The organism is Comamonas sp. NyZ500, assembly GCF_016772095.1.
Classification (GTDB): domain Bacteria; phylum Pseudomonadota; class Gammaproteobacteria; order Burkholderiales; family Burkholderiaceae_C; genus Comamonas; species Comamonas thiooxydans.
In genome coordinates this window covers 26,990-51,645 of sequence record NZ_JAEIJE010000015.1, presented here as the reverse complement: position 1 = coordinate 51,645, position 24,656 = coordinate 26,990, and the positions used below count along the sequence as shown (strand labels likewise).

24 protein-coding genes and 4 pseudogenes are annotated in these 24,656 nt (G+C 59.5%); 17 read left to right on the top strand and 11 right to left on the bottom strand.

Going from position 1 to position 24,656, the window contains the following annotated elements; all coding sequences use genetic code 11:
- Positions 1-142: 142 nt before the first annotated feature.
- Positions 143-2,767: an alanine--tRNA ligase gene (alaS, locus tag JAO85_RS19320; protein ID WP_202788788.1), complete on the bottom strand. Its 2,625-nt coding sequence runs from the start codon at positions 2,765-2,767 to the stop codon at positions 143-145.
- Between the two features lie 210 nt (positions 2,768-2,977).
- On the opposite strand from alaS, the gene JAO85_RS19315 reads away from it, so the two are divergent.
- Complete coding sequence (locus JAO85_RS19315; protein WP_003064870.1) at positions 2,978-3,271, top strand: hypothetical protein; 294 nt, start codon at positions 2,978-2,980, stop codon at positions 3,269-3,271.
- 52 nt (positions 3,272-3,323) lie between these two features.
- On the opposite strand, the gene JAO85_RS19310 is transcribed toward JAO85_RS19315, so the two are convergent.
- Complete coding sequence (locus JAO85_RS19310) at positions 3,324-3,722, bottom strand: DUF4259 domain-containing protein (protein ID WP_202788787.1); 399 nt, start codon at positions 3,720-3,722, stop codon at positions 3,324-3,326.
- Between the two features lie 103 nt (positions 3,723-3,825).
- A complete protein-coding gene (smpB, locus tag JAO85_RS19305) occupies positions 3,826-4,299 on the bottom strand; it encodes an SsrA-binding protein SmpB (protein ID WP_003054725.1) in 474 nt (157 codons plus the stop codon).
- 159 nt (positions 4,300-4,458) lie between these two features.
- On the opposite strand from smpB, the gene JAO85_RS19300 reads away from it, so the two are divergent.
- Positions 4,459-4,911 carry a type II toxin-antitoxin system RatA family toxin gene (locus JAO85_RS19300; protein ID WP_003064868.1) on the top strand — a complete coding sequence of 151 codons (453 nt, stop codon included), beginning with the start codon at positions 4,459-4,461 and terminating at the stop codon, positions 4,909-4,911.
- Positions 4,904-5,266, top strand: coding sequence for an RnfH family protein (locus JAO85_RS19295; RefSeq protein ID WP_012838448.1), 363 nt, complete (start codon positions 4,904-4,906; stop codon positions 5,264-5,266). The genes JAO85_RS19300 and JAO85_RS19295 overlap by 8 nt, the downstream gene beginning before the upstream one ends.
- A 70-nt stretch (positions 5,267-5,336) precedes the next feature.
- Here the strand turns inward: JAO85_RS19295 and JAO85_RS19290 are convergent, their stop codons facing one another.
- The gene (locus tag JAO85_RS19290) at positions 5,337-5,840 is read right to left on the bottom strand and encodes a DUF4124 domain-containing protein (RefSeq protein WP_202788786.1); all 504 of its coding nucleotides are present in this window, start codon (positions 5,838-5,840) and stop codon (positions 5,337-5,339) included.
- 97 nt (positions 5,841-5,937) lie between these two features.
- Here JAO85_RS19290 and guaB point away from each other — a divergent pair, with 97 nt between their 5' ends.
- The 6 genes and pseudogenes from guaB to JAO85_RS19260 form a co-directional block, all read left to right on the top strand.
- Complete coding sequence (gene guaB, locus JAO85_RS19285) at positions 5,938-7,413, top strand: IMP dehydrogenase (protein ID WP_003064862.1); 1,476 nt, start codon at positions 5,938-5,940, stop codon at positions 7,411-7,413.
- A 97-nt stretch (positions 7,414-7,510) separates the two neighbouring features.
- Positions 7,511-7,783 carry a type II toxin-antitoxin system Phd/YefM family antitoxin gene (locus tag JAO85_RS19280; RefSeq protein WP_202788785.1) on the top strand — a complete coding sequence of 91 codons (273 nt, stop codon included), beginning with the start codon at positions 7,511-7,513 and terminating at the stop codon, positions 7,781-7,783.
- A complete protein-coding gene (locus tag JAO85_RS19275; protein ID WP_003064858.1) occupies positions 7,780-8,220 on the top strand; it encodes a type II toxin-antitoxin system VapC family toxin in 441 nt (146 codons plus the stop codon). The genes JAO85_RS19280 and JAO85_RS19275 overlap by 4 nt, the downstream gene beginning before the upstream one ends.
- A 33-nt stretch (positions 8,221-8,253) precedes the next feature.
- On the top strand, positions 8,254-9,870 hold the full coding sequence (gene guaA, locus JAO85_RS19270) for a glutamine-hydrolyzing GMP synthase (RefSeq protein ID WP_202788784.1): 1,617 nt from the start codon (positions 8,254-8,256) through the stop codon (positions 9,868-9,870).
- 565 nt (positions 9,871-10,435) lie between these two features.
- On the top strand, positions 10,436-10,786 hold the full coding sequence (locus tag JAO85_RS19265) for a hypothetical protein (RefSeq protein ID WP_053284543.1): 351 nt from the start codon (positions 10,436-10,438) through the stop codon (positions 10,784-10,786).
- Between the two features lie 199 nt (positions 10,787-10,985).
- Positions 10,986-11,114 (top strand): annotated as a pseudogene (locus tag JAO85_RS19260) (integrase); the annotation flags it as partial.
- 119 nt (positions 11,115-11,233) lie between these two features.
- On the opposite strand, the gene JAO85_RS19255 reads toward JAO85_RS19260, so the two are convergent.
- The 4 genes from JAO85_RS19255 to pobA all read right to left on the bottom strand — a co-directional run bounded on the left by JAO85_RS19255 (position 11,234) and on the right by pobA (position 14,853).
- Positions 11,234-12,226: a tripartite tricarboxylate transporter substrate binding protein gene (locus JAO85_RS19255; protein WP_202788783.1), complete on the bottom strand. Its 993-nt coding sequence runs from the start codon at positions 12,224-12,226 to the stop codon at positions 11,234-11,236.
- A gap of 164 nt (positions 12,227-12,390) precedes the next feature.
- Positions 12,391-13,230 (bottom strand): class III extradiol dioxygenase subunit beta, encoded by an 840-nt coding sequence (locus tag JAO85_RS19250; RefSeq protein WP_202788782.1) that lies wholly within the window; start codon positions 13,228-13,230, stop codon positions 12,391-12,393.
- On the bottom strand, positions 13,223-13,639 hold the full coding sequence (ligA, locus tag JAO85_RS19245) for a protocatechuate 4,5-dioxygenase subunit alpha (protein ID WP_012838456.1): 417 nt from the start codon (positions 13,637-13,639) through the stop codon (positions 13,223-13,225). The genes JAO85_RS19250 and ligA overlap by 8 nt, the downstream gene beginning before the upstream one ends.
- The gene (gene pobA / locus JAO85_RS19240; protein ID WP_202788781.1) at positions 13,636-14,853 is read right to left on the bottom strand and encodes a 4-hydroxybenzoate 3-monooxygenase; all 1,218 of its coding nucleotides are present in this window, start codon (positions 14,851-14,853) and stop codon (positions 13,636-13,638) included. The genes ligA and pobA overlap by 4 nt, the downstream gene beginning before the upstream one ends.
- Before the next feature lie 126 nt (positions 14,854-14,979).
- Here pobA and JAO85_RS19235 point away from each other — a divergent pair, with 126 nt between their 5' ends.
- Positions 14,980-15,909 carry a LysR substrate-binding domain-containing protein gene (locus tag JAO85_RS19235; RefSeq protein WP_012838458.1) on the top strand — a complete coding sequence of 310 codons (930 nt, stop codon included), beginning with the start codon at positions 14,980-14,982 and terminating at the stop codon, positions 15,907-15,909.
- A 383-nt stretch (positions 15,910-16,292) separates the two neighbouring features.
- On the opposite strand, the pseudogene JAO85_RS19230 reads toward JAO85_RS19235, so the two are convergent.
- A pseudogene (locus tag JAO85_RS19230) lies at positions 16,293-16,893 on the bottom strand (IS5 family transposase); the annotation flags it as partial.
- A 278-nt stretch (positions 16,894-17,171) separates the two neighbouring features.
- On the opposite strand from JAO85_RS19230, the gene JAO85_RS19225 reads away from it, so the two are divergent.
- The 7 genes and pseudogenes from JAO85_RS19225 to JAO85_RS19195 all read left to right on the top strand — a co-directional run bounded on the left by JAO85_RS19225 (position 17,172) and on the right by JAO85_RS19195 (position 22,616).
- The gene (locus JAO85_RS19225) at positions 17,172-18,824 is read left to right on the top strand and encodes an S-layer protein (RefSeq protein ID WP_202788780.1); all 1,653 of its coding nucleotides are present in this window, start codon (positions 17,172-17,174) and stop codon (positions 18,822-18,824) included.
- A 55-nt stretch (positions 18,825-18,879) separates the two neighbouring features.
- Positions 18,880-19,635, top strand: a pseudogene (locus JAO85_RS19220) (IS5 family transposase).
- A gap of 32 nt (positions 19,636-19,667) precedes the next feature.
- Positions 19,668-19,905, top strand: a pseudogene (locus tag JAO85_RS19215) (IS5/IS1182 family transposase); the annotation flags it as partial.
- Between the two features lie 136 nt (positions 19,906-20,041).
- Positions 20,042-20,446: a group III truncated hemoglobin gene (locus JAO85_RS19210; protein ID WP_202788779.1), complete on the top strand. Its 405-nt coding sequence runs from the start codon at positions 20,042-20,044 to the stop codon at positions 20,444-20,446.
- Positions 20,439-21,704: an NnrS family protein gene (locus JAO85_RS19205; protein ID WP_202788778.1), complete on the top strand. Its 1,266-nt coding sequence runs from the start codon at positions 20,439-20,441 to the stop codon at positions 21,702-21,704. The genes JAO85_RS19210 and JAO85_RS19205 overlap by 8 nt, the downstream gene beginning before the upstream one ends.
- Positions 21,705-21,717: 13 nt before the next feature.
- Positions 21,718-22,179 (top strand): Rrf2 family transcriptional regulator, encoded by a 462-nt coding sequence (locus tag JAO85_RS19200; protein WP_202788777.1) that lies wholly within the window; start codon positions 21,718-21,720, stop codon positions 22,177-22,179.
- Positions 22,176-22,616: a CopD family copper resistance protein gene (locus JAO85_RS19195; RefSeq protein WP_202788776.1), complete on the top strand. Its 441-nt coding sequence runs from the start codon at positions 22,176-22,178 to the stop codon at positions 22,614-22,616. The genes JAO85_RS19200 and JAO85_RS19195 overlap by 4 nt, the downstream gene beginning before the upstream one ends.
- An 82-nt stretch (positions 22,617-22,698) precedes the next feature.
- Here JAO85_RS19195 and JAO85_RS19190 read toward each other — a convergent pair whose 3' ends face one another.
- Positions 22,699-23,424, bottom strand: coding sequence for a ferredoxin--NADP reductase (locus JAO85_RS19190; protein WP_054075873.1), 726 nt, complete (start codon positions 23,422-23,424; stop codon positions 22,699-22,701).
- 232 nt (positions 23,425-23,656) lie between these two features.
- Positions 23,657-24,607 carry an ABC transporter substrate-binding protein gene (locus tag JAO85_RS19185; protein WP_202788775.1) on the bottom strand — a complete coding sequence of 317 codons (951 nt, stop codon included), beginning with the start codon at positions 24,605-24,607 and terminating at the stop codon, positions 23,657-23,659.
- Between the last annotated feature and the right edge of the window lie 49 nt (positions 24,608-24,656).

The window sequence follows — 24,656 nt, the reverse complement described above, 5'->3', positions numbered from 1 at the left end:
CGGCCGGCCCAGGCCCTTCCTCGGTGTCTCCGACTTGGGTTATGCCAGTTTCCAAGGGTTCGCTCCAACAATAAAAAACGCTCCTCATTGAGGAGCGTTTTGTTTTGGGTCAAGGCAGCCCCAGCTGCCTTTTCCGATGCGCTTACAGGCGCTCGGCCACCCAGGCCTGCACGCTGGCCAGCGCTGCGGGCACGGCTGCGGCATCAGTGCCGCCGGCCATGGCCATATCGGGCTTGCCACCGCCCTTGCCGCCCACTTGCTGGGCCACAAAGTTCACCAGCTCGCCGGCCTTGACCTTGGCAGTTTCAGCCTTGGTCACGCCTGCAGCCAGTTGCACCTTGTCGCCGTCCACGGCAGCCAGCACGATCACGGCTGCGCCCAGCTTGTCCTTGAGCTTGTCCATGGTGTCGCGCAAGGTCTTGGCATCGGCGCCTTCGAGCTTGGCTGCCAGCACCTTGACGCCATTGACGTCGGCAGCCTGCGTGGCCAGCTCATCACCCTGGCTGGAAGCCAGCTTGCCCTTGAGCGCAGCGATTTCCTTTTCCAGTGCCTTGATCTGATCCAGCGCACCGCCGATGCGGTTGGTCAGCTCGGCCGCAGGAGCCTTGAAAGCGGCTGCGGCCTGATCCACGGTGGACTCCAGCGACTGCAGATAGGCCAGCGCGTTCTCGCCGGTAATGCCTTCGATACGGCGCACGCCTGCGGCCACGCCGGATTCGCCCACCACCTTGAACAGGCCGATGTCGCCGGTACGGCTGACGTGAGTGCCGCCACAGAGCTCGCGGCTGGAGCCGATGTCCAGCACGCGCACGGTTTCGCCGTACTTCTCGCCGAACAGCATCATGGCGCCGGTCTTCTGGGCGCTTTCGATGTCCATCACGCGGGCGTCGGTGGCGGTGTTGGCCAGCACCTCGGCATTCACGCGGGCTTCGATCTCGCGGATCTGCTCGGCCGTCACCGGGGCATTGTGCGCAAAGTCGAAGCGGGTGCGCTCGGCATTGACCAGCGAGCCCTTTTGCTGCACATGGCCGCCCAGCACTTCGCGCAAGGCCTTGTGCATGATGTGGGTGACCGAGTGGTTGCGCATGGTCGCGGCGCGCACGGCCGTATCCACCTGTGCTTCAACGGCATCGCCCACCTTCAGGCTGCCGGCTTCCAGCACGCCGTGGTGACCGAATACATCGGCCTTGATCTTGAGCGTGTCTTCCACAGCAAAGCGGTTGCCGCCTGCGGCAATCACGCCCTGGTCGCCGACCTGGCCGCCGGATTCGGCGTAGAAGGGGGTCGTGTCCAGCACCACGACACCGCTTTGGCCGGCCTTGAGTTCATTCACGCTCACGCCATCGGCGTACAGCGCGACGATCTTGGCAGCCTCGGCCAGCTTGTCGTAGCCGGTGAACACATTGGCGTCCCCCGTGTATTCCAGCGCGCGGTCCATCTTGAACTTGCCGGCTGCGCGCGCCGTTTCCTTCTGGTGCTGCATGGCGGCGTTGAAGCCTGCCTCGTCCACAGTCACGCCACGCTCGCGCGCCACGTCGTTGGACAGGTCCAGCGGGAAGCCGTAGGTGTCGTGCAGCTTGAAGGCCACATCGCCGGGCAGCACCTTGACGTCACCGGCCAGCGCGCTATCCAGGATTTCCATGCCGTTGGCCAGGGTCTCGAAGAAACGCTCTTCCTCGGCCTTGAGCACGCTGGTGATATGCGCTTCCTGCTCCTTGAGCTTGGGGTAGGCATCGCCCATCTGCACCACCAGGTCGGCCACCAGCTTGTGGAAGAAGGGAGTCTTCTGGCCCAGCTTGTAGCCGTGACGGATGGCGCGGCGGATGATGCGGCGCTGCACATAGCCGCGACCTTCGTTGGAAGGAATCACGCCGTCGGACACCAGGAAGGAGGTGGCACGGATATGGTCGGCAATCACCTTCAGCGAAGGAGTGCTCAGATCTTCGGTGCGGGTTTCGCGGCCGGCAGCCTTGATCAATGCCTGGAACAGGTCGATCTCGTAGTTGCTGTGCACATGCTGCAGAATGGCAGCCAGGCGCTCCAGGCCCATGCCGGTGTCCACGCAAGGTGCGGGCAGCTTCACCACGGAGCCGTCTTCCTTCATGTCGAACTGCATGAACACGTGGTTCCAGATCTCGATGAAGCGATCGCCATCTTCGTCAGGCGAGCCGGGAGGGCCGCCGGCAATGTGCTCGCCGTGGTCGTAGAAGATTTCCGAGCAGGGGCCGCAGGGGCCGGTGTCGGCCATCATCCAGAAGTTGTCGCTCTTGTACTTGCCGCCCTTGTTGTCGCCGATGCGGATGATGCGCTCGGCAGGCAGGCCGATGACGTTCTTCCAGATGTCATAGGCCTCGTCGTCTTCGTGATAGACCGTGGCCAGCAGCTTCTCGGCGGGCAGGCCGAAAACCTTGGTCAGCAGCTCCCAGCCCCACTCGATGGACTCCTTCTTGAAGTAGTCGCCGAAGGACCAGTTGCCCAGCATTTCGAAGAACGTGTGGTGGCGCGCGGTGTAGCCCACGTTTTCCAGGTCGTTGTGCTTGCCGCCGGCGCGCAGGCAGGCCTGCACCGAAGTTGCGCGGTTGTAGGGGCGCTTGTCCGTGCCCAGGAACACGTCCTTGAACTGCACCATGCCGGAGTTGGTGAACATCAGCGTCGGATCGTTGCCGGGAACCAGCGAGCTGGACGCGACAACCGTGTGGCCCTTGGAAGCGTAGAAATCCAGGAACGTCTTGCGGATGTCCGCAACGGAAAAAGTGGGTGTACTCATGGTGTTTGGTATGAAGACGCCTGCATGACGCCTGCGATCAGTACGGCCCGGCGCTGCTTTTTCAGGAGCTGCGCAGACAGGCAAATCAGCCGAACATTATAGGTTTGCGGCTACATACCCGCGCGGCCTTGTGCCGATAACAGCGATCATGAATTTTCATGCGTTGCATTAATGTCTTCATCATCGGCTTGCGGATAATCGGCAACCACTATGAGCGATACACCCCAAACCGAGACCTCCAAGCCCGCTGCCCCCGCCAAAAACCGCCTGGTGGTCTGGCTCATCGCCCTGCCCGTGATCATCTTTGGCGCGCTCATGCTCATCGGCCAGTTCATGGACGATCCGCTCAGCAAGCAGCGCTGGACGGAAGCAGAAACCATCAAGATCTGCTGGAAACAGACGGCCAAGCCCGAGGCCGAGCGCAAGACCCAGGAGTTCAAAACCCCTCAGGACTGCGAACGCCTGGAGTTCGATTTCAAGACCCGCTACGGCGAAAACCCTTGAGGCAGCCGCGTCGCGGCAGGCCCGGGGCAGGCGTCCTGGGTGACTGAGGGGCTTACTCTTCGCCCCAGTCTTCGTCCACGCCCTCTTCCTCTTCTGCTGCAGCCAGCGCGATCATGCGATCGAAGGTCTCGATGATCGCGATGCGGCGGTCCTGCTTGTAGCCCTCCTCGGGCTCCAGCTCGTCGATGCTCTGGTCCCAGGCCTGCAGATAAGTGGCTTTCCATTGCTCCAGCGTCTGCAGATCCGGCCACAGCGGATGCATGCCACCCTCGGCCATGGCGCACAGCAGCTCGATGCGGCAGGGAACCAGATCGGACTCAGACTCGCCCGCCTGCAAGGCCTCGGGCGAGTCCAGGGCCTCGGCAATTTCATCGATGAGCTGGCCCGTGATATCGGCCAGCCAGTCCAATGCGGTGTCGTTATCGAAATTGCCGTGCGACCAAGTGCCCATGACCAAACTCCTTGCTGCGATATGTCAGTAAAGCAAGGCCCAACATAGCGGGCCTTGATGTCAGAACTGTGTCAGTGCGGAAGATCGATCCAGGCGCGGCAGGTCAACGGTTGCGGTTTTTCATGGCGCGCTCCACCTCGCGCTTGCCTTCGCGGTCCTTGATCACGTCGCGCTTGTCATGCTCGGCCTTGCCCTTGGCCAGAGCGATCTCGCATTTCACGTATCCGTTCTTCCAGTGCAGATTGATGGGCACCAGGGTATAGCCCTTTTGCTCGACCTTGCCGACGAGGCGCTTGATCTCGTCCTTTTTCAAGAGCAGCTTCTTGATACGTGCCGAGTCGGGATTGACGTGGGTGGAAGCCGTCTTGAGCGGGTTGATCTGGCAGCCCAGCAGGAACAGCTCGCCGTCCTTGATCAGCACATAGCCATCGGTGAGCTGCACCTTGCCGCTGCGCAGGGCCTTGACCTCCCAGCCGTGCAGCACCATGCCGGCTTCGTGGCGCTCCTCGAAGAAATAGTTGAAAGCTGCTTTTTTATTGTCGGCAATGCGCGACGATGTTTCTGGTTTCTTGGCCATGGAATATTAGTTGCAGGCGGACCGGAGATGAAAGCTCTCCCTACAATACTGGATTGCCGTCTCGCCTCTGAGCGATGATTTTAGTTTCGCATCGCGCCTCTGGGTGCATTGGCCTAGGCCAATTCCCTGCTCTTGCGCCCTGCTGATTGCTCTTTGTTCATGAAAAACGTCAACAAGTCCGTCCTCATCTGGTACAGCCCCGAAGAAATGTTTGCCCTCGTGACGGATGTGGCCCACTATGCCGACTTTCTGCCCTGGTGCGATCATGCCAAGATCCTGGAGCAGGACGACACAGGCATGACAGCCGAGGTGGGTATTGCGTTCAGCGGACTGCGCAAGTCTTTCGTGACGCGCAACACGAACAGTAGCATGGATGACGGCGGCAAGCAGGTCAGCATGCGTCTGGTCAAGGGACCTTTCTCGCGTCTTGAAGGCCACTGGCGCTTTCATCCTGTAGGCGACGGCACGCAGCGCGCCTGCAAGGTCGAGCTGCAACTGGACTACGGCTTCGAGAACGGTGCCGTAGCTGCCATCATCGGCCCGGTCTTCGACCGCATCGCAGGCTCCATGGTCGACGCCTTCATCAAGCGAGCCGAGCAAATCTATGGCTGATGCCCTGCCGGAGGTGATCGACATCACGGTCTGCATCTCGCCCTGCTCCGGCACCGTGCAGGAAGCCTTGTTGCAGCTTCCCGCAGGTAGCACCGTCCAGCAGGCGCTGGATGCCGTGACCGCTTCAACAGCATTGCCGGACCTGCAACTGCCCGAACCCTTGGCCGGCATGGTCGGTATCTGGGGCAAGGTCGCGAATCCGGGCCAGGTTCTCAAACATGGCGATCGCCTGGAAGTCTATCGCCCGCTGACCGTGGACCCCAAGGTTGCCCGACGCGAACGCTTTGCCCGCCAGGGTGCGCGCAGCGCCGGACTTTTCAAACGTCAGAGAGACGGAGCCAAGGCGGGTTACTAGCCAACAGGACTCAAAAAAAGCGCCTTCAGAAGGCGCTTTTTTATCGAGATCCCGGCGAAGACTCCGGCGACTACTGCGCCGGCTCGGCCATGGGCCCGCAATCGGAAGCGATCACGGCATCGGCGCGCTTGATCTCGGCATCTCGCGCGGCCTCATCCATGAAGCCACGCTCGCCCTTGGCATTCACATGGGAGAGCAAGCGGCCCGACGCCAGGGTTGTCTTGGCCTGTCTGGCACGATTGCAGTTGTCCTGGCGCTGCCTTTCCTTTTGCAGTCTGTCGGCCTGGGTCTTGGCTGCTTCCTGCTCCTGCATCTTGCGCTTTTGCTCTTCCAGCCCCTTGTCCACACCGGCGTCCGCCGCGGGCTTAGCCGCGCCGACCTCCGGCACCGCAGAAGGTGCTACGGGCCTGGCACCGCCGGGGCTGCGCAAAATATTCTTGGCAGGGATATCGGCCGGCGGAGCCCTGTCGCTGAACACCTTGCGCCCCTGACCATCAATCCATTGCCACTGGGCAATTGCGGGGACCGTGCAGCAGGCAATGGCTGCAAACAAAGCGAACTTGATGGCGTGCATGGAGTCAATAAGTCTTGGACTGGCGTTGGGGATTCTGGGTCACGAGCCCACATTGTGCGGCAAGTCACAGGTACAATCTTTCTTTTGGAGCCATCACATGCGCCTTCTCGGAAAAGCACTGACCTTTGACGACGTCCTGCTCGTTCCCGCCTACTCCGAAGTCCTGCCCAAGGACGTTTCCCTCGCCACCCAATTCACTCGCAATATCCGCCTGAACCTGCCCCTGGTGTCTGCCGCCATGGACACGGTGACAGAAGCGCGTCTGGCCATCGCCATTGCGCAAGAAGGCGGTATCGGCGTGATCCACAAGAACATGACAGCCGAGCAACAAGCCGCTGAAGTGTCCAAGGTCAAGCGCCACGAATCCGGTGTGGTGCACGACCCTGTGGTCATCACCCCCGAACACACCGTGCTGCAAGTGCTGCAGTTGTCGGAAGAACGCGGCATTTCGGGCTTCCCCGTGTGCGACGGCGGCAAGGTGGTCGGCATTGTGACCAGCCGCGATCTGCGCTTCGAGACCCGCTACGACGTCAAGGTCAGCCAGATCATGACGCCCCGCGAGAAGCTGATCACCGTCAATGAAAAAGACGGCACCAGCCCCGCCGAAGCCAAGGCACTGCTGAACAAGCACAAGCTCGAACGAATCCTGGTGGTGAACGACGCCTTTGAACTCAAGGGCCTGATCACTGTCAAGGACATCAACAAGCAAACCACCTTCCCCAATGCCGCACGTGACGCATCGGGCCGCCTTCGCGTGGCTGCCGCTGTCGGCGTGGGTGCTGGCACCGAAGAGCGCGTGGAACTGCTGGTCAAGGCCGGTGTGGACGCGATCGTGGTGGATACGGCTCACGGCCATTCCAAGGGCGTGATCGATCGCGTGCGCTGGGTCAAGCAGAACTACCCCCAGGTGGACGTCATCGGCGGCAATATTGCCACCGGTGCTGCCGCCCTGGCTCTGGTGGAAGCCGGTGCCGATGCGGTCAAGGTCGGTATCGGCCCCGGCTCCATCTGCACCACCCGTATCGTGGCCGGTGTGGGCGTGCCCCAGATCATGGCCATCTCCAATGTGGCCGACGCCCTGAAGGGCACGGGCGTGCCCCTGATCGGTGACGGCGGCATCCGCTTCTCCGGCGACATCTCCAAAGCCCTGGCCGCTGGCGCCTCCACCATCATGATGGGCGGCATGTTTGCCGGCACCGAAGAAGCTCCCGGCGAAGTGATTCTGTACCAGGGCCGCTCGTACAAGAGCTACCGCGGCATGGGCTCCATCGGTGCCATGCAGCAAGGCTCTGCCGACCGTTACTTCCAGGAATCCTCCACCGGCAACCCCAATGCCGACAAGCTGGTTCCCGAAGGCATCGAAGGCCGCGTCCCCTACAAGGGCTCCATGGTCTCCATCGTCTATCAGATGGCTGGCGGCGTGCGCGCCTCCATGGGCTACTGCGGTTGCGCCACGATCTCCGAGATGAACGAAAAGGCCGAGTTTGTGGAAATCACCGCAGCCGGCATTCGCGAATCTCACGTGCATGACGTGCAGATCACCAAGGAAGCGCCCAACTACCGCGCTGACTAAGCAAGCCCCTTGAAATCTGACCAGATTGAAAAATCTGGTCAGATTGCTAAAATCTGGCCTGAACTACTGGTTCTAGCCAGATTTTTTGTTTTCCACCATGCAATCTATCGGTATCTACGAAGCCAAAAGCCGCTTTTCCGCCCTGGTCGAAATGGTCGAGCAAGGCGAAGAAGTTCGCATCACGCGCCATGGCAAAGAAGTCGTGCGCATGCTGCCCATGCGCCGCAAGCCCGTGATCACCGATGAACAGATTGCCCGTGAGCTGGAACAGATTTCAGCTCTGCAGCAGACAGTGAAAGCCCAAGCAGCCATAAACCCGGCGGCGAACAGCATCACCGGTTTGCGCCACACAGGACGGAGCCAGGCATGAGCGCCACCGCTTTTGTGCTTGATGCATCCGTCACCGCCGCCTGGTTGCTGCCTGACGACGCCAGCGAGCACACCAGACGCCTCTACACCCGCATCCGCCGCGATGAAGTCGACCCGCAAGCCCCCAACCTCTGGCAGTGGGAATGCGGCAACCTGATTGCATCGGGCGTCAATAATGGCCGTATCCCGCAGACTTCGGTCGAAGGCCTGTGGGGCGTGCTGGAAGCCATTCGCCACCGCGTGGAACTGCACGACCTGGCTCCTGCCCAGCACAAGGCCGTGCTGGATGTGGCGCTGGACACCGGCCTGCCCACCTACGATGCCGCATACCTGTGGCTGGCGCAGTCGCTGCGCCTGCCACTGGCCACATTCGATGCAGCCCAGATCGCGGCCGCCCGCAAAAGCGGCGTCACCGTCTGGGCTCCCGAAGATTTCTAATCCTTTTTTGCCACCCTCTTGCCCTTGATCACCATGCAACACGACAAGATTCTTATTCTGGACTTCGGCTCCCAGGTCACGCAGCTGATTGCTCGCCGCGTGCGCGAGGCCAATGTCTACTGCGAAGTTCACCCCTGCGATGTGAGCAGCGACTGGGTGCGCGAGTTTGCCGCCGACGGCAAGCTCAAGGGCATCATCCTGTCCGGCAGCCATGCCTCCGTCTACGAAGTGGACGACCGCGCTCCCGACGCCGTGTTCGAGCTGAACCTGCCCGTGCTGGGCATTTGCTACGGCATGCAGACCATGGCCACCCAGTTGGGCGGCAAGGTCGAAGGCTCCAACACCCGTGAATTCGGTTACGCCGAAGTGCGCGCCCATGGCCACACCAAGCTGCTGGAAGGCATCGAAGACTTCGCCACGGCCGAAGGCCACGGCATGCTCAAGGTCTGGATGAGCCACGGCGACAAGGTCACCGAACTGCCTCCAGGCTTCAAGGTCATGGCCTCCACGCCGTCCTGCCCCATCGCCGGCATGGCCGACGAAGCACGTCGCTACTACGCCGTGCAGTTCCACCCCGAAGTCACGCATACCGTGCAGGGCCAGGCACTGCTCAACCGCTTTGTGCTCGACATCTGCGGCACGCAAGCTGACTGGATCATGGGCGACTACATCGAAGAAGCCGTGACCAAGATCCGCGAGCAGGTGGGCGACGAAGAAGTGATCCTGGGCCTGTCCGGCGGCGTGGACTCCTCCGTGGCTGCAGCCCTGATCCACCGCGCCATCGGCGACCAGCTGACCTGCGTGTTCGTCGATCACGGCCTGCTGCGCCTGAACGAAGGCGATATGGTCATGGACATGTTCGAAGGCAAGCTGCACGCCAAGGTCGTGCGCGTCGATGCCTCCGCCCTGTTCCTGGGCGAGCTGGCCGGCGTGTCCGAGCCCGAGCAAAAGCGCAAGATCATCGGCCGCCTGTTCGTGGACGTATTCAAGGCCGAAGCCGAGAAGCTCAAGGCTGCCAACGCCGGCTCCAAGGGTGCCACCTTCCTGGCCCAGGGCACCATCTACCCCGACGTGATCGAGTCGGGCGGCGCCAAGAGCAAGAAGGCCGTCACCATCAAGAGCCACCACAACGTCGGCGGCCTGCCCGAGCAACTGGGCCTGAAGCTGCTGGAGCCCCTGCGCGACCTGTTCAAGGACGAAGTGCGCGAACTGGGCGTGGCCCTGGGCCTGCCCCGCGGCATGGTCTACCGCCACCCCTTCCCCGGCCCCGGCCTGGGCGTGCGCATTCTGGGCGAAGTGAAGAAGGAATATGCCGACCTGCTGCGTCGCGCAGATGCCATCTTCATCGAAGAGCTGAACAACTGGATCGACGAAAAGACCGGCAAGAGCTGGTACGACCTGACCAGCCAGGCCTTTACCGTGTTCCTGCCCGTCAAGAGCGTGGGCGTTATGGGCGACGGCCGCACCTACGACTACGTCGTGGCCCTGCGCGCCGTGGTCACCAGCGACTTCATGACTGCCGACTGGGCCGAGCTGCCCTACGGCCTGCTCAAGAAGGTCTCCGGCCGCATCATCAACGAAGTGCGCGGCATCAACCGCGTCACCTATGACGTGAGCACCAAGCCACCAGCAACCATCGAGTGGGAATAAAGAGCTGTCGTGAACTGACACGCAAGCTTTAGACCTTTTCTCATGCAAGCCCGCGATATCGCGGGCTTTTTTCATTTCTATCTAGCTCTATCTGGAACTAGCCGGTCGTACGAAGTCGGCGGGTTTCGATGGCACTTTGCATGGTACCGAGCGTCGCCAATACCATCCGCCTCGTCGATACCATCAACCCTGCTTTCTGCAGTTGATGGCATAAAACCTCCTAAGTCATTGATTTTAAATACGATGTCATGCACAAAAACGCGCTTGTTTGCTGGTGGTATCGCGCATATGCCCGCGAACAGTCACCGCAGGAGCGCGGGCAATACGAGTTTGCAGAGCAAGAGAGTTGGGCTTTGGCGAGAGGCCGCGACAATCGCGCCATGGGATTGGCGCAAAGCCTTATGTGAGCCTCGGCACAACCTAAGTCCGTAAACGACCCTGAGCAGCCAATCAGATAAGAACCACGTAGCAGTCGTTCAGCAATCAGACATGTGTACTCATTGCACATACGCCTGACTCGGCAACAATGCGATCTAAATTGCGTCAACTCTCAAAAGGTTCCCATATGGACTTGTCAAAAAAAACAGATCCCGAAATCCTGTCGATTGCCAATCCGATCATGGACAACTTGATGGATGCGTCAACGGCCGTCGACTATGAAAGACACATTAAGGACTTTACGGATCGCTTGAAAAGCGTCCTATCAAAAGAACGACTGGAATGGATATGCCAAGACTATCAGAGCACCAAGGGATTCTTTGCCAAGAGGGAGTTCGTTGCGGCCTTTCGGAGACCCGAATCTGTTGCGGTCGTCTGGAAGCAGACCTTTACAAAACAACCAGGGGACTTCGTGGCGGAGATGGTTCTAGTCCAAAAAGACGGCAGGTATCTAGTTGACCATGTGATGGTGTTCTAAATGTCCGCAGCAGCTGACATCAGCCATTGATTGACCGCTCCCTCATGCTGTCCTCCTCTGCAATTGGCCGAAATCTTGAATTCATGGCTGCGCCAGGAAGCTGACATTCATAAGGCTGTGGCAGCGGAGCATCGCTAGTCGCTCAGGCGAGTCGAAGCCAGCGCGTCCTGAGTGCCCCTCAACTCGATGGGAGACCATCATGGGTTCCACAGGTAGTACCGCTCATCGCGAGCCGTGGAACAAGGGCAAGATCGTCGGGCAGAAGGCTCCGTTCAAGCTCAAGGACATCTGGGCGCTGCGCGTAAGGCTTCAGATGGACGGCCGGGTGGCCTCGGCAATCACCTGCTCGTAGAGCTGGGCTACCCGCGGACCTCAAAGCGATGCTCAGTCATGAGCGCATGCACGATGGACTTCCCAAGCCTTTAAATCCACATCGCCTGCCAGCATTTATTCTGCGCGAATACCCTGGCGCTTGACCACTTCGCCAAAGCGCTGGTGATCCTGCCGGATTTGGGTGCGCAGCCGTTCTGGAGACAGCACCTGCACTTCGGCCCCTAGAGCGTGGATCTGGGAGGTGACCGCGGGCGTTTGCACAATGCGATTGATTTCCTGGTTCAGGCGCTGGACGATAGGCTGAGAGGTTCCTGCTGGCAGATAGAACGCATGGCTGGTGCCTGCATCAAAGCCCTTGAGGCCTAGCTCATCCAGTGTTGGCGTTTGGGCAAACAGGCTGGAGCGCTTGAGGCTGCCCACGGCGATCAGCTTGAGTTTTTTGCTCTGAATATGGCTAATGGCAATGCCCGGGTCAAAGAAAATGTCGATCTGTCCTGCGAGCACGTCCTGCAGCACATTGGCAGCTCCCCGGTATGGCACATGCAGCAGGTTGATCTTGGCCTGCTCCTTGAGCATTTCGCCGGCGATATGGGGAGCCGTTCCGTTTCCAGGCGAGCCATAGCTCAGTTGGCCGGGGTTGGCTCTCGCATAAGCGACCAACTCATCGAAGTTGTTGAAGGGTGCATTGGCGCGCGCAACCAAAAACAGCTCTATGCGCGCTGCTGCGGCCACGGGGGTCAAGTCCTTTTCCGTGTCGTAAGGAAGCTTGCGATAGACATGGGGATTTATAGAGATAGCACTACCTGAAGAGGCTAGCAGCGTATAGCCGTCGGCGGCGGACTTGGCCGCGGCATCGGCGCCCAAGCTGCCGCCAGCGCCCGACCGGTTGTCGATCACAAAAGGCTGGCCCAAGGCCTGTGCCAGGGGCACGGTAATCGCCCTAGCGACCACATCGGGCGAACTTCCCGGCGGAAAGTTGACAATAACACGTACAGGCTTTTGCGGCCAAGCACCGACGTTAGATGCCATGGCCGGCGAGGTCAGTGCGGCCATGGCAGCAAGCGCTGCGAGAATCGGGCGGCGTGTGAGTTTGAGGTGGATGAACATGGTTTGCCTCCTTGTTGTTTGAAATTCAGTGACCTCAGCAGTGCTGAGCATTGTGTGAGCAGGCCCTCGCTGCTCAGGGGAATGCCTACTCAGTACCCAAGTGCCAAAAACTAGCTCCCCACGAGCAGACTGTCCCCTCCAGCTCTGCAGACAGCTCAAGGGAGTCATTCGTTTTCCAGCACCACGAGTCCGTAAGCGGTGTTGGAGACGGGCACGTGGTAGAAGCGGTGTAAGGTCTTGACTCGGGCGTCGAGGCAGCCGCGCATGACCATCCACATGATGGCTTCCACCCCTTCCGAGCCCGTCTCGCGCAGCATCTCGGCAACACCGATTTCTGCAACCCGCTCGGGCTCGTGTATGAAGAGGTCCAGCCAGCGCTGGTCATAAGCCGCGTTGATCAGACCGGCACGCTCCCCCTGCAATTGGTGCGATAGCCCGCCCGTACCGATAACGACGACCTTGAGGCCGCTGGCATAGCTTTCTATGGCGACACGCAAGGCCTTGCCCAGCGCATGGCAGCGCGCGGCTGTGGGCAGCGGGTGCTGTATCACGTTCACGCACAATGGAATCACCTTGCAGGGCCAGACCGAAGGCTGGTCGTAGAGAATCGACAAGGGCACGGTCAGTCCATGGTCTACGCTCATCTCGCTGACCAGGGTGAGGTCGAAGTTCTGGGCTATCAGGGACTCGGCGATATGCCAGGCCAGTTCGGGAACGCCCTGGACCTCGGGCACGGGCCTGGGGCCATAGCCTTCGTCATGCGGGGCGAACTTCTCGCCCACGCCCAGCGCAAAGGTCGGCGTCAGCCTCAGGTCGAAGCAGGATGCATGGTCGTTGTAGACGATGATGCAGACATCGGGCCGGGTCTTCGCGATCCAGTCACGCGCGGCCTGCATGCCCGAAAACACAGGCTGCCAGTAGGGTTCGTGGCATTTGCCATGGTCAATGGCCGCGCCAATGGCAGGCACATGCGATGTGCCCACGCCTCCAATGATCTCAGCCATGGCAAGCCTCCTTGCGGCTGCGCCAGCCCTCTATGGGCCGGCCGCCACCGAGCATCATCTGGCGGAATTCCTCCACGCTCATGCCCGTGCCGGACATGGCCGCTCCCGCGTGCTGCATGCTCCATCCATCGAAGATGGCCAGCTTGAACAGGTAGTAGATATTGCCGCCCAGACTCAGCATGGTCAGCCAGTCGCGAGAGCGTACGGCGACCAGTTGTTCATCGGACATTGCATGGTCTGCAAGATATTGCTCAGGGTCTTGGCGAAAGCGCTCGCGGTTGTGTTTGTCGTCCAGGGACTTGCAAAATAGGTTGAGCCTCAGGCCCTGGCGGTGCTGGGTACCGTCGAAGACATAGGTGCCGGGAATGTCAGCCAGGGCTGCCTTTGTCTCCATAAGTTGCTCCTTCATGCTTCTTCTCCTTTCTCTTTAGTTGCAGCTACGCCTGCGGTTTCCTCGAACGGCAGGCCTGCGTATTGCTCGGCCAAGGCCAACTGGGCCGAGGGGTTGCCGCGCAAGTATTCGAGCTCGTACTCCTGGGCGCGCTGGTCGAAGGCCGAACTGTCCGGAAAGCGGTGCAGCAGATTGGTCAGATACCAGGAGGTGCGCACCGAGGCCCAGACGCGGCGCAGCGCCATGTCGCTGTAGCCGTCTATGAGCTCGGCCGAGCCCGTGGCATAGAAGCTGGCCAAGGCTCTGGACAGGTAGAACACATCTGAAACAGCCAGGTTCAGTCCCTTGGCACCCGTGGGCGGCACGATGTGGGCCGCGTCGCCGGCCAGGAACAGTCGGCCATGGCGCATGGGCTCGGCCACGTAGCTGCGCAAGGGGGCAATCGATTTTTCTATGGACGGGCCGGTGACGATGCGCTCGGCCATCTCCTTGGGATAGCGGGCCTTGAGTTCTTCCCAAAAGCGCTCGTCCGACCAGTCTTCCAGGCGCGTGTCCAGGGGCACTTGTATGTAGTAGCGGCTCAGCATGGGGTTGCGCATGGAGGCCAGAGCAAAGCCGCGCGGGTGATTTGCGTAGACGATGTCGTCCAGCGGCGGCGTCTCAGACAGAATGCCCAGCCAGCCAAACGGATAGACTTTCTCGAACTCGCGCAGCACATCGGCGGGAATGCTCTTGCGTGAGACGCCGTGAAAGCCGTCACAGCCCCCGATGAACTCGCAGTCCAGTCGTTGTGCGCGGCCTTTGTGCTCGAAGGTGACGAAAGGCGCCTGGCCGTCCACATCATGCAAGCTTATGTTCATGGCCTCATGCAGTATGCGCGCCGAGCGTGCATCACTGGCCGCATGCAAGTCCTCCTGAATCTGGGTCTGGCCATAGGCCATGAAGCGCTGACCCAGGTGCTTGCGCACATCAATGAAGAAGCTCTCCTGGCCGGCCCAGGCGATTTTCATTCCGTCGTGCAAATGGCCTTCTTTGTCCATGCGCTCGCCCAGACCGCAACTGCGCAACAGATCGACTGTGCCCTGCTCGAGCACACCTGCGCGTATGCGTGCCTCAACCTGGGCGCGACTGCGGTGCTCCAGCACTACGCTGTCCACGCCGGCCTGGTACAGCAAATGGGACAAAAGTAATCCGGCGGGCCCGCCTCCAATGATTGCAACCTGTGTTTTCACTTTGGAATTTCTGAATTAAATGAGATGGCGAAAAGTGTTTTTGCGTAGTCGATCGTATGGACAAGCGCTGCGCCAGATAAGCCAGGAGAGGCTTATAGTGATCAGGTTTTCTTATCGGAAAAGGCCATGACGCTGCAACAGTTGAGAGTTTTTTTGGCCGTGGTAGAGTTCGGCGGCTTCAGGGCGGCTTCGCGCCAGCTGGATATTTCACAGGCCGGGATCACGACCAGCCTCAAGGCGCTGGAAGCCACGCTGGGCGTGCAACTGCTGCGCCGCTCGGTGCAAGGCGTTGCACTGACAGCCGAGGGCGAGAGGCTGCTGCCGCGCGCCAAGCTCATTACGCGCGAGGCCTACAAGGCCGAGGAGGATGCGCGCCAGGCCCTCACTGCCGAGGGCGGCAGCCTGGCCATTGGCCTGGGGCCCACGCCCACGGCAGTTTTGCTGCACTTGGTGGTTCCCGAGTTCCACCGACGCTTTCCCTCAGTGCAGTTGCGCTTGTTCAGCGGCTTTTACGAGCAATTGCTGCCCGAGTTACAGCAGTCGCGCATACAACTGGCAGTCACCGCCGTGCCCGATACCGGCGTAGCCGCGGGCTTTGAAGTGCGCAGGCTGTTTCGCAGCGCCCTGGTGGTGATAGCCAGGCGCGGTCACCCCCTGGCCGGGGCATGCCGCCTCAAAGCCTTGCAAGGCCAGGAGTGGGTGCTGCTGGGCCCGCCCGGCGGCCCCGGGGGAACCGTACTGCGCTTTCATACCGAGCAAGGCCTGTCCATGCCGCGCGTGGCCGCCACCTGCGAGTCCTTCTCCCACCTCACGCCCCTGCTTCGAGGCACGGACTGGCTGGCCATGGTGCCCATAGCTATGATGGACAACAATTTGCTGGGCAACGATGTTGTGGCCCTGCCCATAGAGGAGCCGCCGCCGACCTTCGACAACTGCCTGATCTACCGCAGCGACAGCCTGCTCAGTACCAGCGCGGATACTTTCGCAGGAATGTGCCAATCGTTCTCCCGGGTGCTAGCTCGCGGAGCCAGCAATGCGGTGATAGGGTTGGTCTAGCTACATGCTTGGGCCTCGGCCAACTAGCCGTGCTCACTACCGCGTGCTAAGAGCAAGGTTGGCAGGACCAGGGCTCACAAGGCTGCGTCGGCCACAAGAGCAGCCACAAAGGAGACTCCCGCGCTCCATTGGTCGATACGGCTTCTCGGTGCTGCTGGGTGCACCCGATGTCATGTCCGACAACAAGCCACTGCTCAAGAAATAAGGCGTGTGCGGGCTGGGCCAGGATGTCAGCGATCCGAACTTCGTAGGACGTGTCATGCTCGACAGCCGCAGAATCGTCTGCTTGCATGGTGGACTCCTGGTGGTAAATGAAGGCTGCACCCCGGTTGTGGCAGAGCGCTTACTGTGCTCGGGTGAAGGAGGGACGTCCATTTCATTGGCTAACACCACCGAGCCACGAAGCGTGCGCAGAGGGCCGCCGCCGCCAATTTCAGCAGCGCTTCGTGGATATCCAACCGTCGTTCAAAGCGGATTCGCAGCTTGCCAAATCCTGCAAATCAGCTATGCCTCCTCTCCACCACCCACCGGTGCTTGCCCAGCCGCTCGCTGCTTTCAATCCCCCGTCTGCCAATGCGGCCAGCGATGCCTTACCACCTCAGGTACTGTCGGCAACGCTTGTAGTCATAGCCCTTGTCGGCGTGCAGCTTCGCCGGCCTTTTACGGGGACGCCCTGCCAAGCCTGAAATCGTAGGAATCGCGTCCACGCACGCCTCAAACATCTTGGAGTCATGTCTGTTTGCACTGCTGACCAAGATCACCAGCGGGATGCCTCTGGCGTCTACAACAATGTGTCGCGTGGAGCCAAGCTTGCCTCTGTCCGTGGAGTTGGGCTCCGTTTCCTAAACCTCGGGGGCTTGGTACCGAGGAGCCATCAACGCTGGTCCTGCTCCAATCAATCTGATCATGTTCACGCAAGCGAGCCAACATGGCCTGGTGTAACTGCTCCCAGACACCAGTGGCATTCCAGTCGCGCAGGCACCGCCTAAGTGGTGTGAGCCACTCTAAGAACAGCTAACGCCACCCACGCAAATCGTAGATTGCGGCTAACAAGACGCCTCAAGCATCCATAAACTTTATCCAGCCTCACTGGCTGCGCTGCAGTAAACAACGCCCAAGAAAGAGTTTTCATCCATTTTTACTCCAGCACACCAACACAACTGTCATCGTGTAGTCACAGCATAGGTTGACATTAAGGGTTTCCACCATCCCGCATCCCATCTGGATAGGCTTCAAAGCCTTGCCCCTTTGTGTTCGTTGTCATGAAAACTGCATCCCCCGGCTTCGCTCTCAATCGCGTTGCCATTGCCTCCGCCACACTCATTCTCAGCACCGCCGTGCTGGTCGCATGCGGAGGTTCCAACGATTCTGATTCTGCCCCCACCACGCCCCAACCACCGGTAGTACAAGGCCGCTGGACCACTGGTGATTTGCATGTGCACACGATGCAGTCCGACGATGCGCAGCAGGTGAACACCTTGGACAAAGTGCTGGCCTCGGCTTTTGACCGCTTTGGTTTGGACTGGGCTACGCTGTCCGATCACCTTCGCCTGACCAGTTGGGACAATAACGGCAACCGTCTGAACCCGCAGATTCCCATGTCCGAAGCCATGGCCAAGTTCCAGGTGCCGCGCATCAAGGAACTGCAAGCCCAAGGCAAGTACGCCGACAAAGTGATCTTCTCGTCCTTTGAATGGGACATGCCTTCGCATGACCACGGCAACGTCGGCATTCTGACCGACAACCCCATGTCGACCGATGCGCTCAAGGCCGCCAACCAGTTCGAATATCTGTTCACCAACCGCGATGCGGCACTGTTCAAGCCCGAAGATGTAGCGGCCTGGGGCCCCAAGGCCGGCACGGGCTACAACACCCATGTCGAAGCCATGGCCGCGATTGCCTGGCTCAAGAAAAACTACCCTAGCACCAGCTATCTGCAGATCAACCACCCATCGCGTAACCCTGGCAAGTACACAATTGCCCAGTTGCGTGAGATGAATGATCTGGCCCCCGACATTGTCTTTACCCTCGAAGGCATGGTGGGCAACCAAATGGAACCGGACCGAGGTGGTTACACGAGCGACTATATCGACGCAAACCTGCCTTCCCGCACCTATGGCGGTGTGGACTATATGGTGGCCAAATTGGGGGGAGCCTGGGATGCGCTGCTGTCTGAAGGCCGCCGCATCTGGAATGTAGCCGACTCGGACTACCACTTCACCATGTCGCAAGGCAAATACAGCAGTGGCTACGCGCCGGGCGAATATGCCAAGAACTACCTGTGGGGCGATATCAAGGACCCGCAATCACTGCTGACCACGCTGCGCAATGGCAAGTTATTTGCCGTGTATGGCGATCTGATCAATGGGCTGGACTTCAAGGTGAAAGGCAGCAAGGCTACGGGCGAAATGGGCTCTGAAGTGTCGGCACAAAGCGGCGAAGAGCTGAGCATCACCATCCGCTTCAAGAGCCCTGCGCGCAACAATTTCGAATACCAACTGGGCAGCGGGCAGTATGCCAACGTCAAGCCCGTGGTGGACCATATCGACCTAATCGTGGGTAATGTCACCGGCCGCAAGACCCCGGGCACACCTGGCTACGATGAAGCCACCAATCCATCGACCCGCGTTCTCAAACGCTTTACCCGTGCGGACTGGAAGCTCGACTCCGAGGGCTACTACACGATGACCACTACGGTGAAAGCTACGGGCGATCAGTATTTCCGTCTGCGCGGCACTAATCTGGGCACCGACGTAACCGGAGAAACCGCTAATGGCGAACCGCTGCCCGATCTGAAAATCGATGACGGCACCGACCATGTGGCGCGCTTCAATAAGATCAATGCACGCAACTACAGCGACCTGTGGTTCTATTCGAACCCCGTGTTTGTGAAAACTGCAGCTAAGAGCAGCTAACACTACTTTCCGTTGAAGGGCTGCGAAGCATCTATGCTTCGCAGCCGTATGCCTCGTGCCCCGATCACAACTCGAACCCCTCATCCCGCCATTCGTTGCCTCACGCAAAGGAGGACGTCGTAAGCGCACCATCAGTGATGAAGTTGCCCTCAATGGCATCTTGCTTGTTCTGCACACCGGCATTGCATGGGAAGACCTACCTCAAGCTTTGGGGTATGGCAGCGGCATGACTTGCTGGCGGCGCTTACGTGATTGGAAGGCCAACGGCGTCTGGCAGAAATTGCATCTGGCGATGCTGGTGCGACTGCGCGAACATGACCAGATTGATTGGAGCCGGGCCAGCATCGATGGCTCATCGGTACCAAGCCCCCGGAGAGCCAGGAAACGGGCCCCAACCCCACCGATAGAGGCAAGCTCGGCTCCAAACGACACCTCGTTGTAGATGTCAGAGGCATCCCGTTGGTGCTCCTCGTCAGCGGTGCCACTCCATGATGTTCGAGAAGTGCATGGATGCGATTCCAGCTATTGCAGGCCTGCTGGGGCGGGCACGCAAGCGACCGGCGAAGCTGCACGCCGACAAAGGCTACGACTACAAACGCTGCCGTGCTTACTTGAGGCAGCGCGGTATCGCCAGCAGGATTGCAGCGAAAAGCTGGGCATACATCGCTGGGTCGTGGAGAGAACACCCGGATAGTTTGCAGGCTTTGGCAAGCTGCGCATTCGCTTTGAAAGGCGACTGGACATCCACGAAGCGTTGCTGAAACTGGCCGCGGCGATTATCTGTGCACGCTTCGTGGATCGGTGGTGTTAGCCGCTCTTATGCCAAAAGGGAAGGATACGGGCGCTTATCGCAATGCGGCTATCGCCGCCTGCAGGCGCTTCGGGCGCAAACGATGCAAGAGCTAGAGTGGGTATCACCGATGCAGCCTGGTGGAGACCAAAAGCCACTGCATCAAGCGACTCGGTGAACAGGTGATGTCACGTACGTTCGAGCGGCAGGTCAAAGAGCTTCATATCCGCGCCGCTATTTTTCAATCGGTTCACTGAGCTGGGCTGCCCGCAAGCGGTGACTGTGGCATAGCCACGTCTGGGGTCAGGGGTAGTCTGGCCCGGTGCTGATTTATGCAACAACACCATGCACCTAGAGACATGCCCAGTTATAAGATACATAATTAATGAATCTTATGTGCAGTAACGACAGCGAAAGGAATTGTGCAATGAGGATTCATGAGCTTTGCACTGAAGAGGAAGTCGTCAGCCTGGTGCACTCCTTCTATGCGCGAATACGCCAGGACGAGGTGCTCGGCCCCATCTTCGATGCACGTATAGCGGACTGGGACCATCATCTGACCAAACTGGTGAATTTCTGGTCGGCCATTTTGCGACGCACAGCACGCTTTTCAGGGGCCCCTATGCCCAAGCATGCTGCGCTACCGGGTCTAAGCCTGGAGCTGTTTGAGCGCTGGCTGGGCCTGTTCGAGATCACGCTGGCCGAGCAACCCAACCGCGCAATGGCCGATCAAGCGTGGCAGGCGGCGCGCCGTATTGCACAGAGCCTGTGGTCGGGCTACCAGATGAGCCGTGATCCCAAGGCACTACCGGCGGTGGTGAGCCATGTCTGAGCTGCTGCAGATCGAGGAGCCAATGGGGTCTGTGCCCCAGCCCAAGGCTCCTGCACCCCAGTGGAAAGCCTTACTGGAGCTTGGCTTCAGGCCCTTGTACATGGCCGGCTGTCTGTGGGCTGCGGTGTCGGTCGCGTTGTGGGTGTTCGCGCCACAGTGGCTTGCGGGGCGTTTGGGCGGCGTGCAGTGGCATGCGCACGAGATGTTGTGGGCCTTTGTGGCGACGATTGCCGTGGGCTTTCTGCTCACGGCGGCTAGTAACTGGACTGGAAGCAACCCTATTCAGGGCCGGGCGCTGGGCGGGTTGTGCGTACTGTGGCTGCTGGCGCGCGTGGGTTTCCTGGTGGTGGGTGATACAGCTTTTGCCTTTGCCGTTGTGTGTGAACTGCTGTTTTTCGCCGCCGCTGCCGTAGTGCTGGGCCGGGTGATCTATGCAGCACGCAGCCGGCACAATTACGGCCTGCCGCTGCTGCTGTCAGGCCTGGGCGTGGCCGATGCACTCTTTCTGCGCTCGGTATGGCAAGGCAGCGACTACGCAACGCTGATGCATTACCTTTATACAGGGCTGCTGTGCATGGCTGTGATTGCACTACTGGTTGCGCGGCGCGTTATTCCATTCTTCGCAATGCGGGCAGTGACGGATCTGCAGATTCCCATGCATACGGCCAGCGGGCAGTGGCAACTCTGGGCTGGCGTGCTTGGCATTGTCTGCCTGTTGCTGGGATGGGTGTCGGGTATGGTGACCGCATTGGCCGTCACGGGACTAATCACCCTATGGCAGGTGCTGGCCTGGAAACCCTGGGCTGTGCGTCAGGTGCCGTTGCTGTGGATTCTGTATCTGGGTCATGCGGCCTTGGGCACGGGCCTGCTGGTGGCAGCGTTCCAGGCGAGCGGCTGGGTACTGCGCTTGGCCTGGCCGGTCCATGTGATCGGTGTGGCCGGCTTTGCGGTGCTGATAATCGGCATGGTGACACGTACGGCTTTGGGCCATCTGGGGCGACCATTGCGCGCCGATGGGAGCATCGTGGTCATGTATGTGCTGGTGCTTGCCGCCGCTTTGCTGCGCCTGCTGGCACTTCTGCCCGGGGTGCTCCCTCAAGCCGCGCTGCATGCCTCGGCGCTTGCATGGGTGCTGGCCTTTGCTTTGTACCTGTGGCGATTTGCGCCCTTGCTGATTCGGCCGCGCCTGCCACCAGCTGGACTCTCAGCGGCTCAACCCCCAGGACATGTCGCCAGCAAGTCCAGAAAATCTGTTTGAACGAGATCACTCAATGCGTCTAACCCTGATGACCGACTATGCGCTGCGGCTGCTCATGCATGTGGCCCAGCGGCCAGAGCGCCTGTGCACGATTTCCGAGGTTGCGCAGGCTTATAGCATTTCCGAGGCAAATCTGATGAAAGTGACGCATCAACTGGCCCTGCAGGGTTGGATCGAGACGGTACGTGGCAAGGGAGGCGGCATGCGCCTCGCCCGTGAACCTCAGCAAATCCATATCGGTACAGTGATACGTGGACTAGAGTCCGACTTCACGCTGGTGGAATGCTTTGGCAACGACAACCGGTGCACGCTGACCGGCAACTGCCGCCTCGCAGGCATGTTGCAGGGAGCTTTGCACAGCTTCATGGCGCATCTAGATGGATTCACTCTTGCGGACCTGATACCGCCAACGTCTGTCAGCGCAGTGCCGTTGATTCCTGCCATACGACTGTCAAGAGAGAAGGCCCAGACATGAGCTATGGCCTGCTGATCACACTACACCTGCTGGCCGCCGTGGCGTTTGCAGGCACAGTGTTCTTCGAAGTCGTGCTGCTGGCCAATGTGCACAGCCGAGTGCCGCAGCAGCACATGCTCCCCGTGGAGCAGGCGCTGGGGACACGCGCGACCACCGTCATGCCCTGGGTGTTGCTAGTGCTGTATTCTGCGGGAGCAGGCTTGGCCTGGCAGCACCGCTCGGTACTGGCGCACCCATTGGCCAGCAGTACAGGCATGCTGATGGTGCTCAAGATTGCGCTGGCGCTTAGCGTGCTTGCGCACTTCGCCAGCGCCATGTGGTGGCGCCGCCAAGGACAACTTAATGGACGACGCTCGCACCGATTGCATCTGAGCGTGTTCTGCCATGTGCTGGTCATTGTCTTGCTGGCCAAGGCCATGTTCTATCTGCACTGGTAAGAGCCTGGCGAGGTATGTCAAGCGGCTGCATCCAAATGCGTCATGGCAGACTCACCCTGATCAAGGGGGAAAGTCTGCCAGTTCAATATCCAAAGAACTCCTCACTACGCACATCGTCCTCATCAATGCCGGCTGATAACAGCAACTGCTGCATTGCCGCCACCATGGAAGGTGGGCCAGCAACATAAAAGATCGGATTAGCCAAGCCCTCAATGGCCTGCTGGAGCCACTCTTTATCAATCGTTTGTGTATCACCACTCCAATCCACGGCAGAGTGCGCCATATCCGTCATGGTGGCCTTGAGCCGGAATTTTGGATTCTTCTTTTCGAGAGCTTGAAGCTCAGAGAGAAACGCCGAATCTTCTGGACGACGATTGGAGTACAGCAGAAGCAAATCCTGCTGTGACTGCTGCATTGCAGCGTTTCGAAGCATGCTCATGAACGGCGTCACGCCAATCCCACCGGCGATGAGCACACCCGCTCGCGCCGTGTTTTTGTGCAAGGTAAGCGAACCAAATGGCCCATCGATATCCAGCTCAGCACCTACTGGCAGAGCTAGCAAAGCGCGTTTGTAAACACTGTCCCTCATACGCGTGGCAAACACCAATTCACTCTCGTGCGGCGCGCTGACGATGGAGAATGCGTGACATCGCTCCTCTTTGCTCTCCCCTGGGACCGCGCCCGGTAGCTGGATTTCAAACGCCTGTCCAGGGCGGAAATCAAATCCCGCCGGTTTGGCGAGATGGAATGCCATCGTGCCCTGTGCAACCTCTTCGCGTCCGAGGATTTTGCTGTGCTCTATGCCCATGATTCACTCCTTCGCAATCAATGGATCTACACATTGGATGTATCCAATAGAGCAAATATTCCCGTCAATCGATACCCACCGTGAGAAACGGGTCGAATTGGGCGTTCTCATTGAACCGACTACCTCAGCCTGTTATAGCAGCGTTCGGCCAGAAGTAGCACCGTTCAGCACGAGGGCGCGAATGGGAGGTCCAGTTTCTGACATCAGAATTTTTGATAAATCCCAGCCCGAGTCAAAGGAACCTAAAGCTCTTATCAAAGGTCGTCTCAACCTCCAGCTTTTGCTTGAGTAACCGTGCTTTCACATAAAAATCCGCGGTGCGCTGCTGGTCAGCAATGACTGCGGCATCAATATCTTGCCAACGCATGGCTCTACGCTCAAATTGCAGAGTTGCTGCAGCCACGGGAATGCCAATGATTTTGGCCAGCGATTGTCCATAAGCATCTGCATTTTTGTAAGACCAGATTTGTGCTCTGGCGACACGCTGTTTGAAGTCCTGCAGGGCTTCACGCTTTTCTTTTAGAGCTACATCGGTAGCAGCCAAAAAGCTCAGGCCACTCCACAGCCCTCGTCCATTCACCAGTACGCGTGCATGCTGGCTAGTTTCCGCCAAAGCTGTATATGGCTCCCAAGTTGCCCACGCATCCACCGCGCCTTGTGTCAGCGCCAGCTTGGCATCGGCTGGCGGAATGAATTTGAACTGAACGGAGTCCAGTGGCAGCCCTGCTGCATCCAAGGCTTTGAGCGCTACAAAATGTCCGATCGAGCCACGATTCGTGGCAATGCTTTTGCCCTTAAGGTCGTTGACGGATTTGAATGCTGAATCTGGGCGCACCAAAATGGCGGTGCCATAGGCATCAGAGCGCTGTGCGGCAAATGCCTTGGCAGCGCTGCCCGCCGCCAGACTAAACAACAAGGGTGCATCGCCAATAATGCCGAAATCAATGGCCCGGGCATTTAACGCCTCCGCCAAAGGTGCGGCTGCCGGGAACTCACTCCACTTGATGTCATAGGGCAAATCCTTGGTCTCACCTGCCGCATCCAGCAAGGCTTTCAACCCGCCTTTTTGATCGCCTGCACGCAGTTGCACGCGATTGCCTTGCGCCCCCACACTTGAAGCGCCCAACAAGCTGGAACCCGCAAAAACAGCGCCTAGCACTTGATGGAATTGTCTTCTTTGCATAACCGTCCTTGTGATGTCTGAAATACAAGAACCATTGCAGCAGTCAAGT

What these genes read in the sequence shown, in the direction of transcription:
- alaS (WP_202788788.1), bottom strand. Translation starts at nt 2,767, where the DNA reads ATGAGTACACCCACTTTTTCCGTTGCGGACATCCGCAAGACGTTCCTG.
- JAO85_RS19315 (WP_003064870.1), top strand. Translation starts at nt 2,978, where the DNA reads ATGAGCGATACACCCCAAACCGAGACCTCCAAGCCCGCTGCCCCCGCC.
- JAO85_RS19310 (WP_202788787.1), bottom strand. Translation starts at nt 3,722, where the DNA reads ATGGGCACTTGGTCGCACGGCAATTTCGATAACGACACCGCATTGGAC.
- smpB (WP_003054725.1), bottom strand. Translation starts at nt 4,299, where the DNA reads ATGGCCAAGAAACCAGAAACATCGTCGCGCATTGCCGACAATAAAAAA.
- JAO85_RS19300 (WP_003064868.1), top strand. Translation starts at nt 4,459, where the DNA reads ATGAAAAACGTCAACAAGTCCGTCCTCATCTGGTACAGCCCCGAAGAA.
- JAO85_RS19295 (WP_012838448.1), top strand. Translation starts at nt 4,904, where the DNA reads ATGGCTGATGCCCTGCCGGAGGTGATCGACATCACGGTCTGCATCTCG.
- JAO85_RS19290 (WP_202788786.1), bottom strand. Translation starts at nt 5,840, where the DNA reads ATGCACGCCATCAAGTTCGCTTTGTTTGCAGCCATTGCCTGCTGCACG.
- guaB (WP_003064862.1), top strand. Translation starts at nt 5,938, where the DNA reads ATGCGCCTTCTCGGAAAAGCACTGACCTTTGACGACGTCCTGCTCGTT.
- JAO85_RS19280 (WP_202788785.1), top strand. Translation starts at nt 7,511, where the DNA reads ATGCAATCTATCGGTATCTACGAAGCCAAAAGCCGCTTTTCCGCCCTG.
- JAO85_RS19275 (WP_003064858.1), top strand. Translation starts at nt 7,780, where the DNA reads ATGAGCGCCACCGCTTTTGTGCTTGATGCATCCGTCACCGCCGCCTGG.
- guaA (WP_202788784.1), top strand. Translation starts at nt 8,254, where the DNA reads ATGCAACACGACAAGATTCTTATTCTGGACTTCGGCTCCCAGGTCACG.
- JAO85_RS19265 (WP_053284543.1), top strand. Translation starts at nt 10,436, where the DNA reads ATGGACTTGTCAAAAAAAACAGATCCCGAAATCCTGTCGATTGCCAAT.
- JAO85_RS19255 (WP_202788783.1), bottom strand. Translation starts at nt 12,226, where the DNA reads ATGTTCATCCACCTCAAACTCACACGCCGCCCGATTCTCGCAGCGCTT.
- JAO85_RS19250 (WP_202788782.1), bottom strand. Translation starts at nt 13,230, where the DNA reads ATGGCTGAGATCATTGGAGGCGTGGGCACATCGCATGTGCCTGCCATT.
- ligA (WP_012838456.1), bottom strand. Translation starts at nt 13,639, where the DNA reads ATGAAGGAGCAACTTATGGAGACAAAGGCAGCCCTGGCTGACATTCCC.
- JAO85_RS19235 (WP_012838458.1), top strand. Translation starts at nt 14,980, where the DNA reads ATGACGCTGCAACAGTTGAGAGTTTTTTTGGCCGTGGTAGAGTTCGGC.
- JAO85_RS19225 (WP_202788780.1), top strand. Translation starts at nt 17,172, where the DNA reads ATGAAAACTGCATCCCCCGGCTTCGCTCTCAATCGCGTTGCCATTGCC.
- JAO85_RS19210 (WP_202788779.1), top strand. Translation starts at nt 20,042, where the DNA reads ATGAGGATTCATGAGCTTTGCACTGAAGAGGAAGTCGTCAGCCTGGTG.
- JAO85_RS19205 (WP_202788778.1), top strand. Translation starts at nt 20,439, where the DNA reads ATGTCTGAGCTGCTGCAGATCGAGGAGCCAATGGGGTCTGTGCCCCAG.
- JAO85_RS19200 (WP_202788777.1), top strand. Translation starts at nt 21,718, where the DNA reads ATGCGTCTAACCCTGATGACCGACTATGCGCTGCGGCTGCTCATGCAT.
- JAO85_RS19195 (WP_202788776.1), top strand. Translation starts at nt 22,176, where the DNA reads ATGAGCTATGGCCTGCTGATCACACTACACCTGCTGGCCGCCGTGGCG.
- JAO85_RS19190 (WP_054075873.1), bottom strand. Translation starts at nt 23,424, where the DNA reads ATGGGCATAGAGCACAGCAAAATCCTCGGACGCGAAGAGGTTGCACAG.
- JAO85_RS19185 (WP_202788775.1), bottom strand. Translation starts at nt 24,607, where the DNA reads ATGCAAAGAAGACAATTCCATCAAGTGCTAGGCGCTGTTTTTGCGGGT.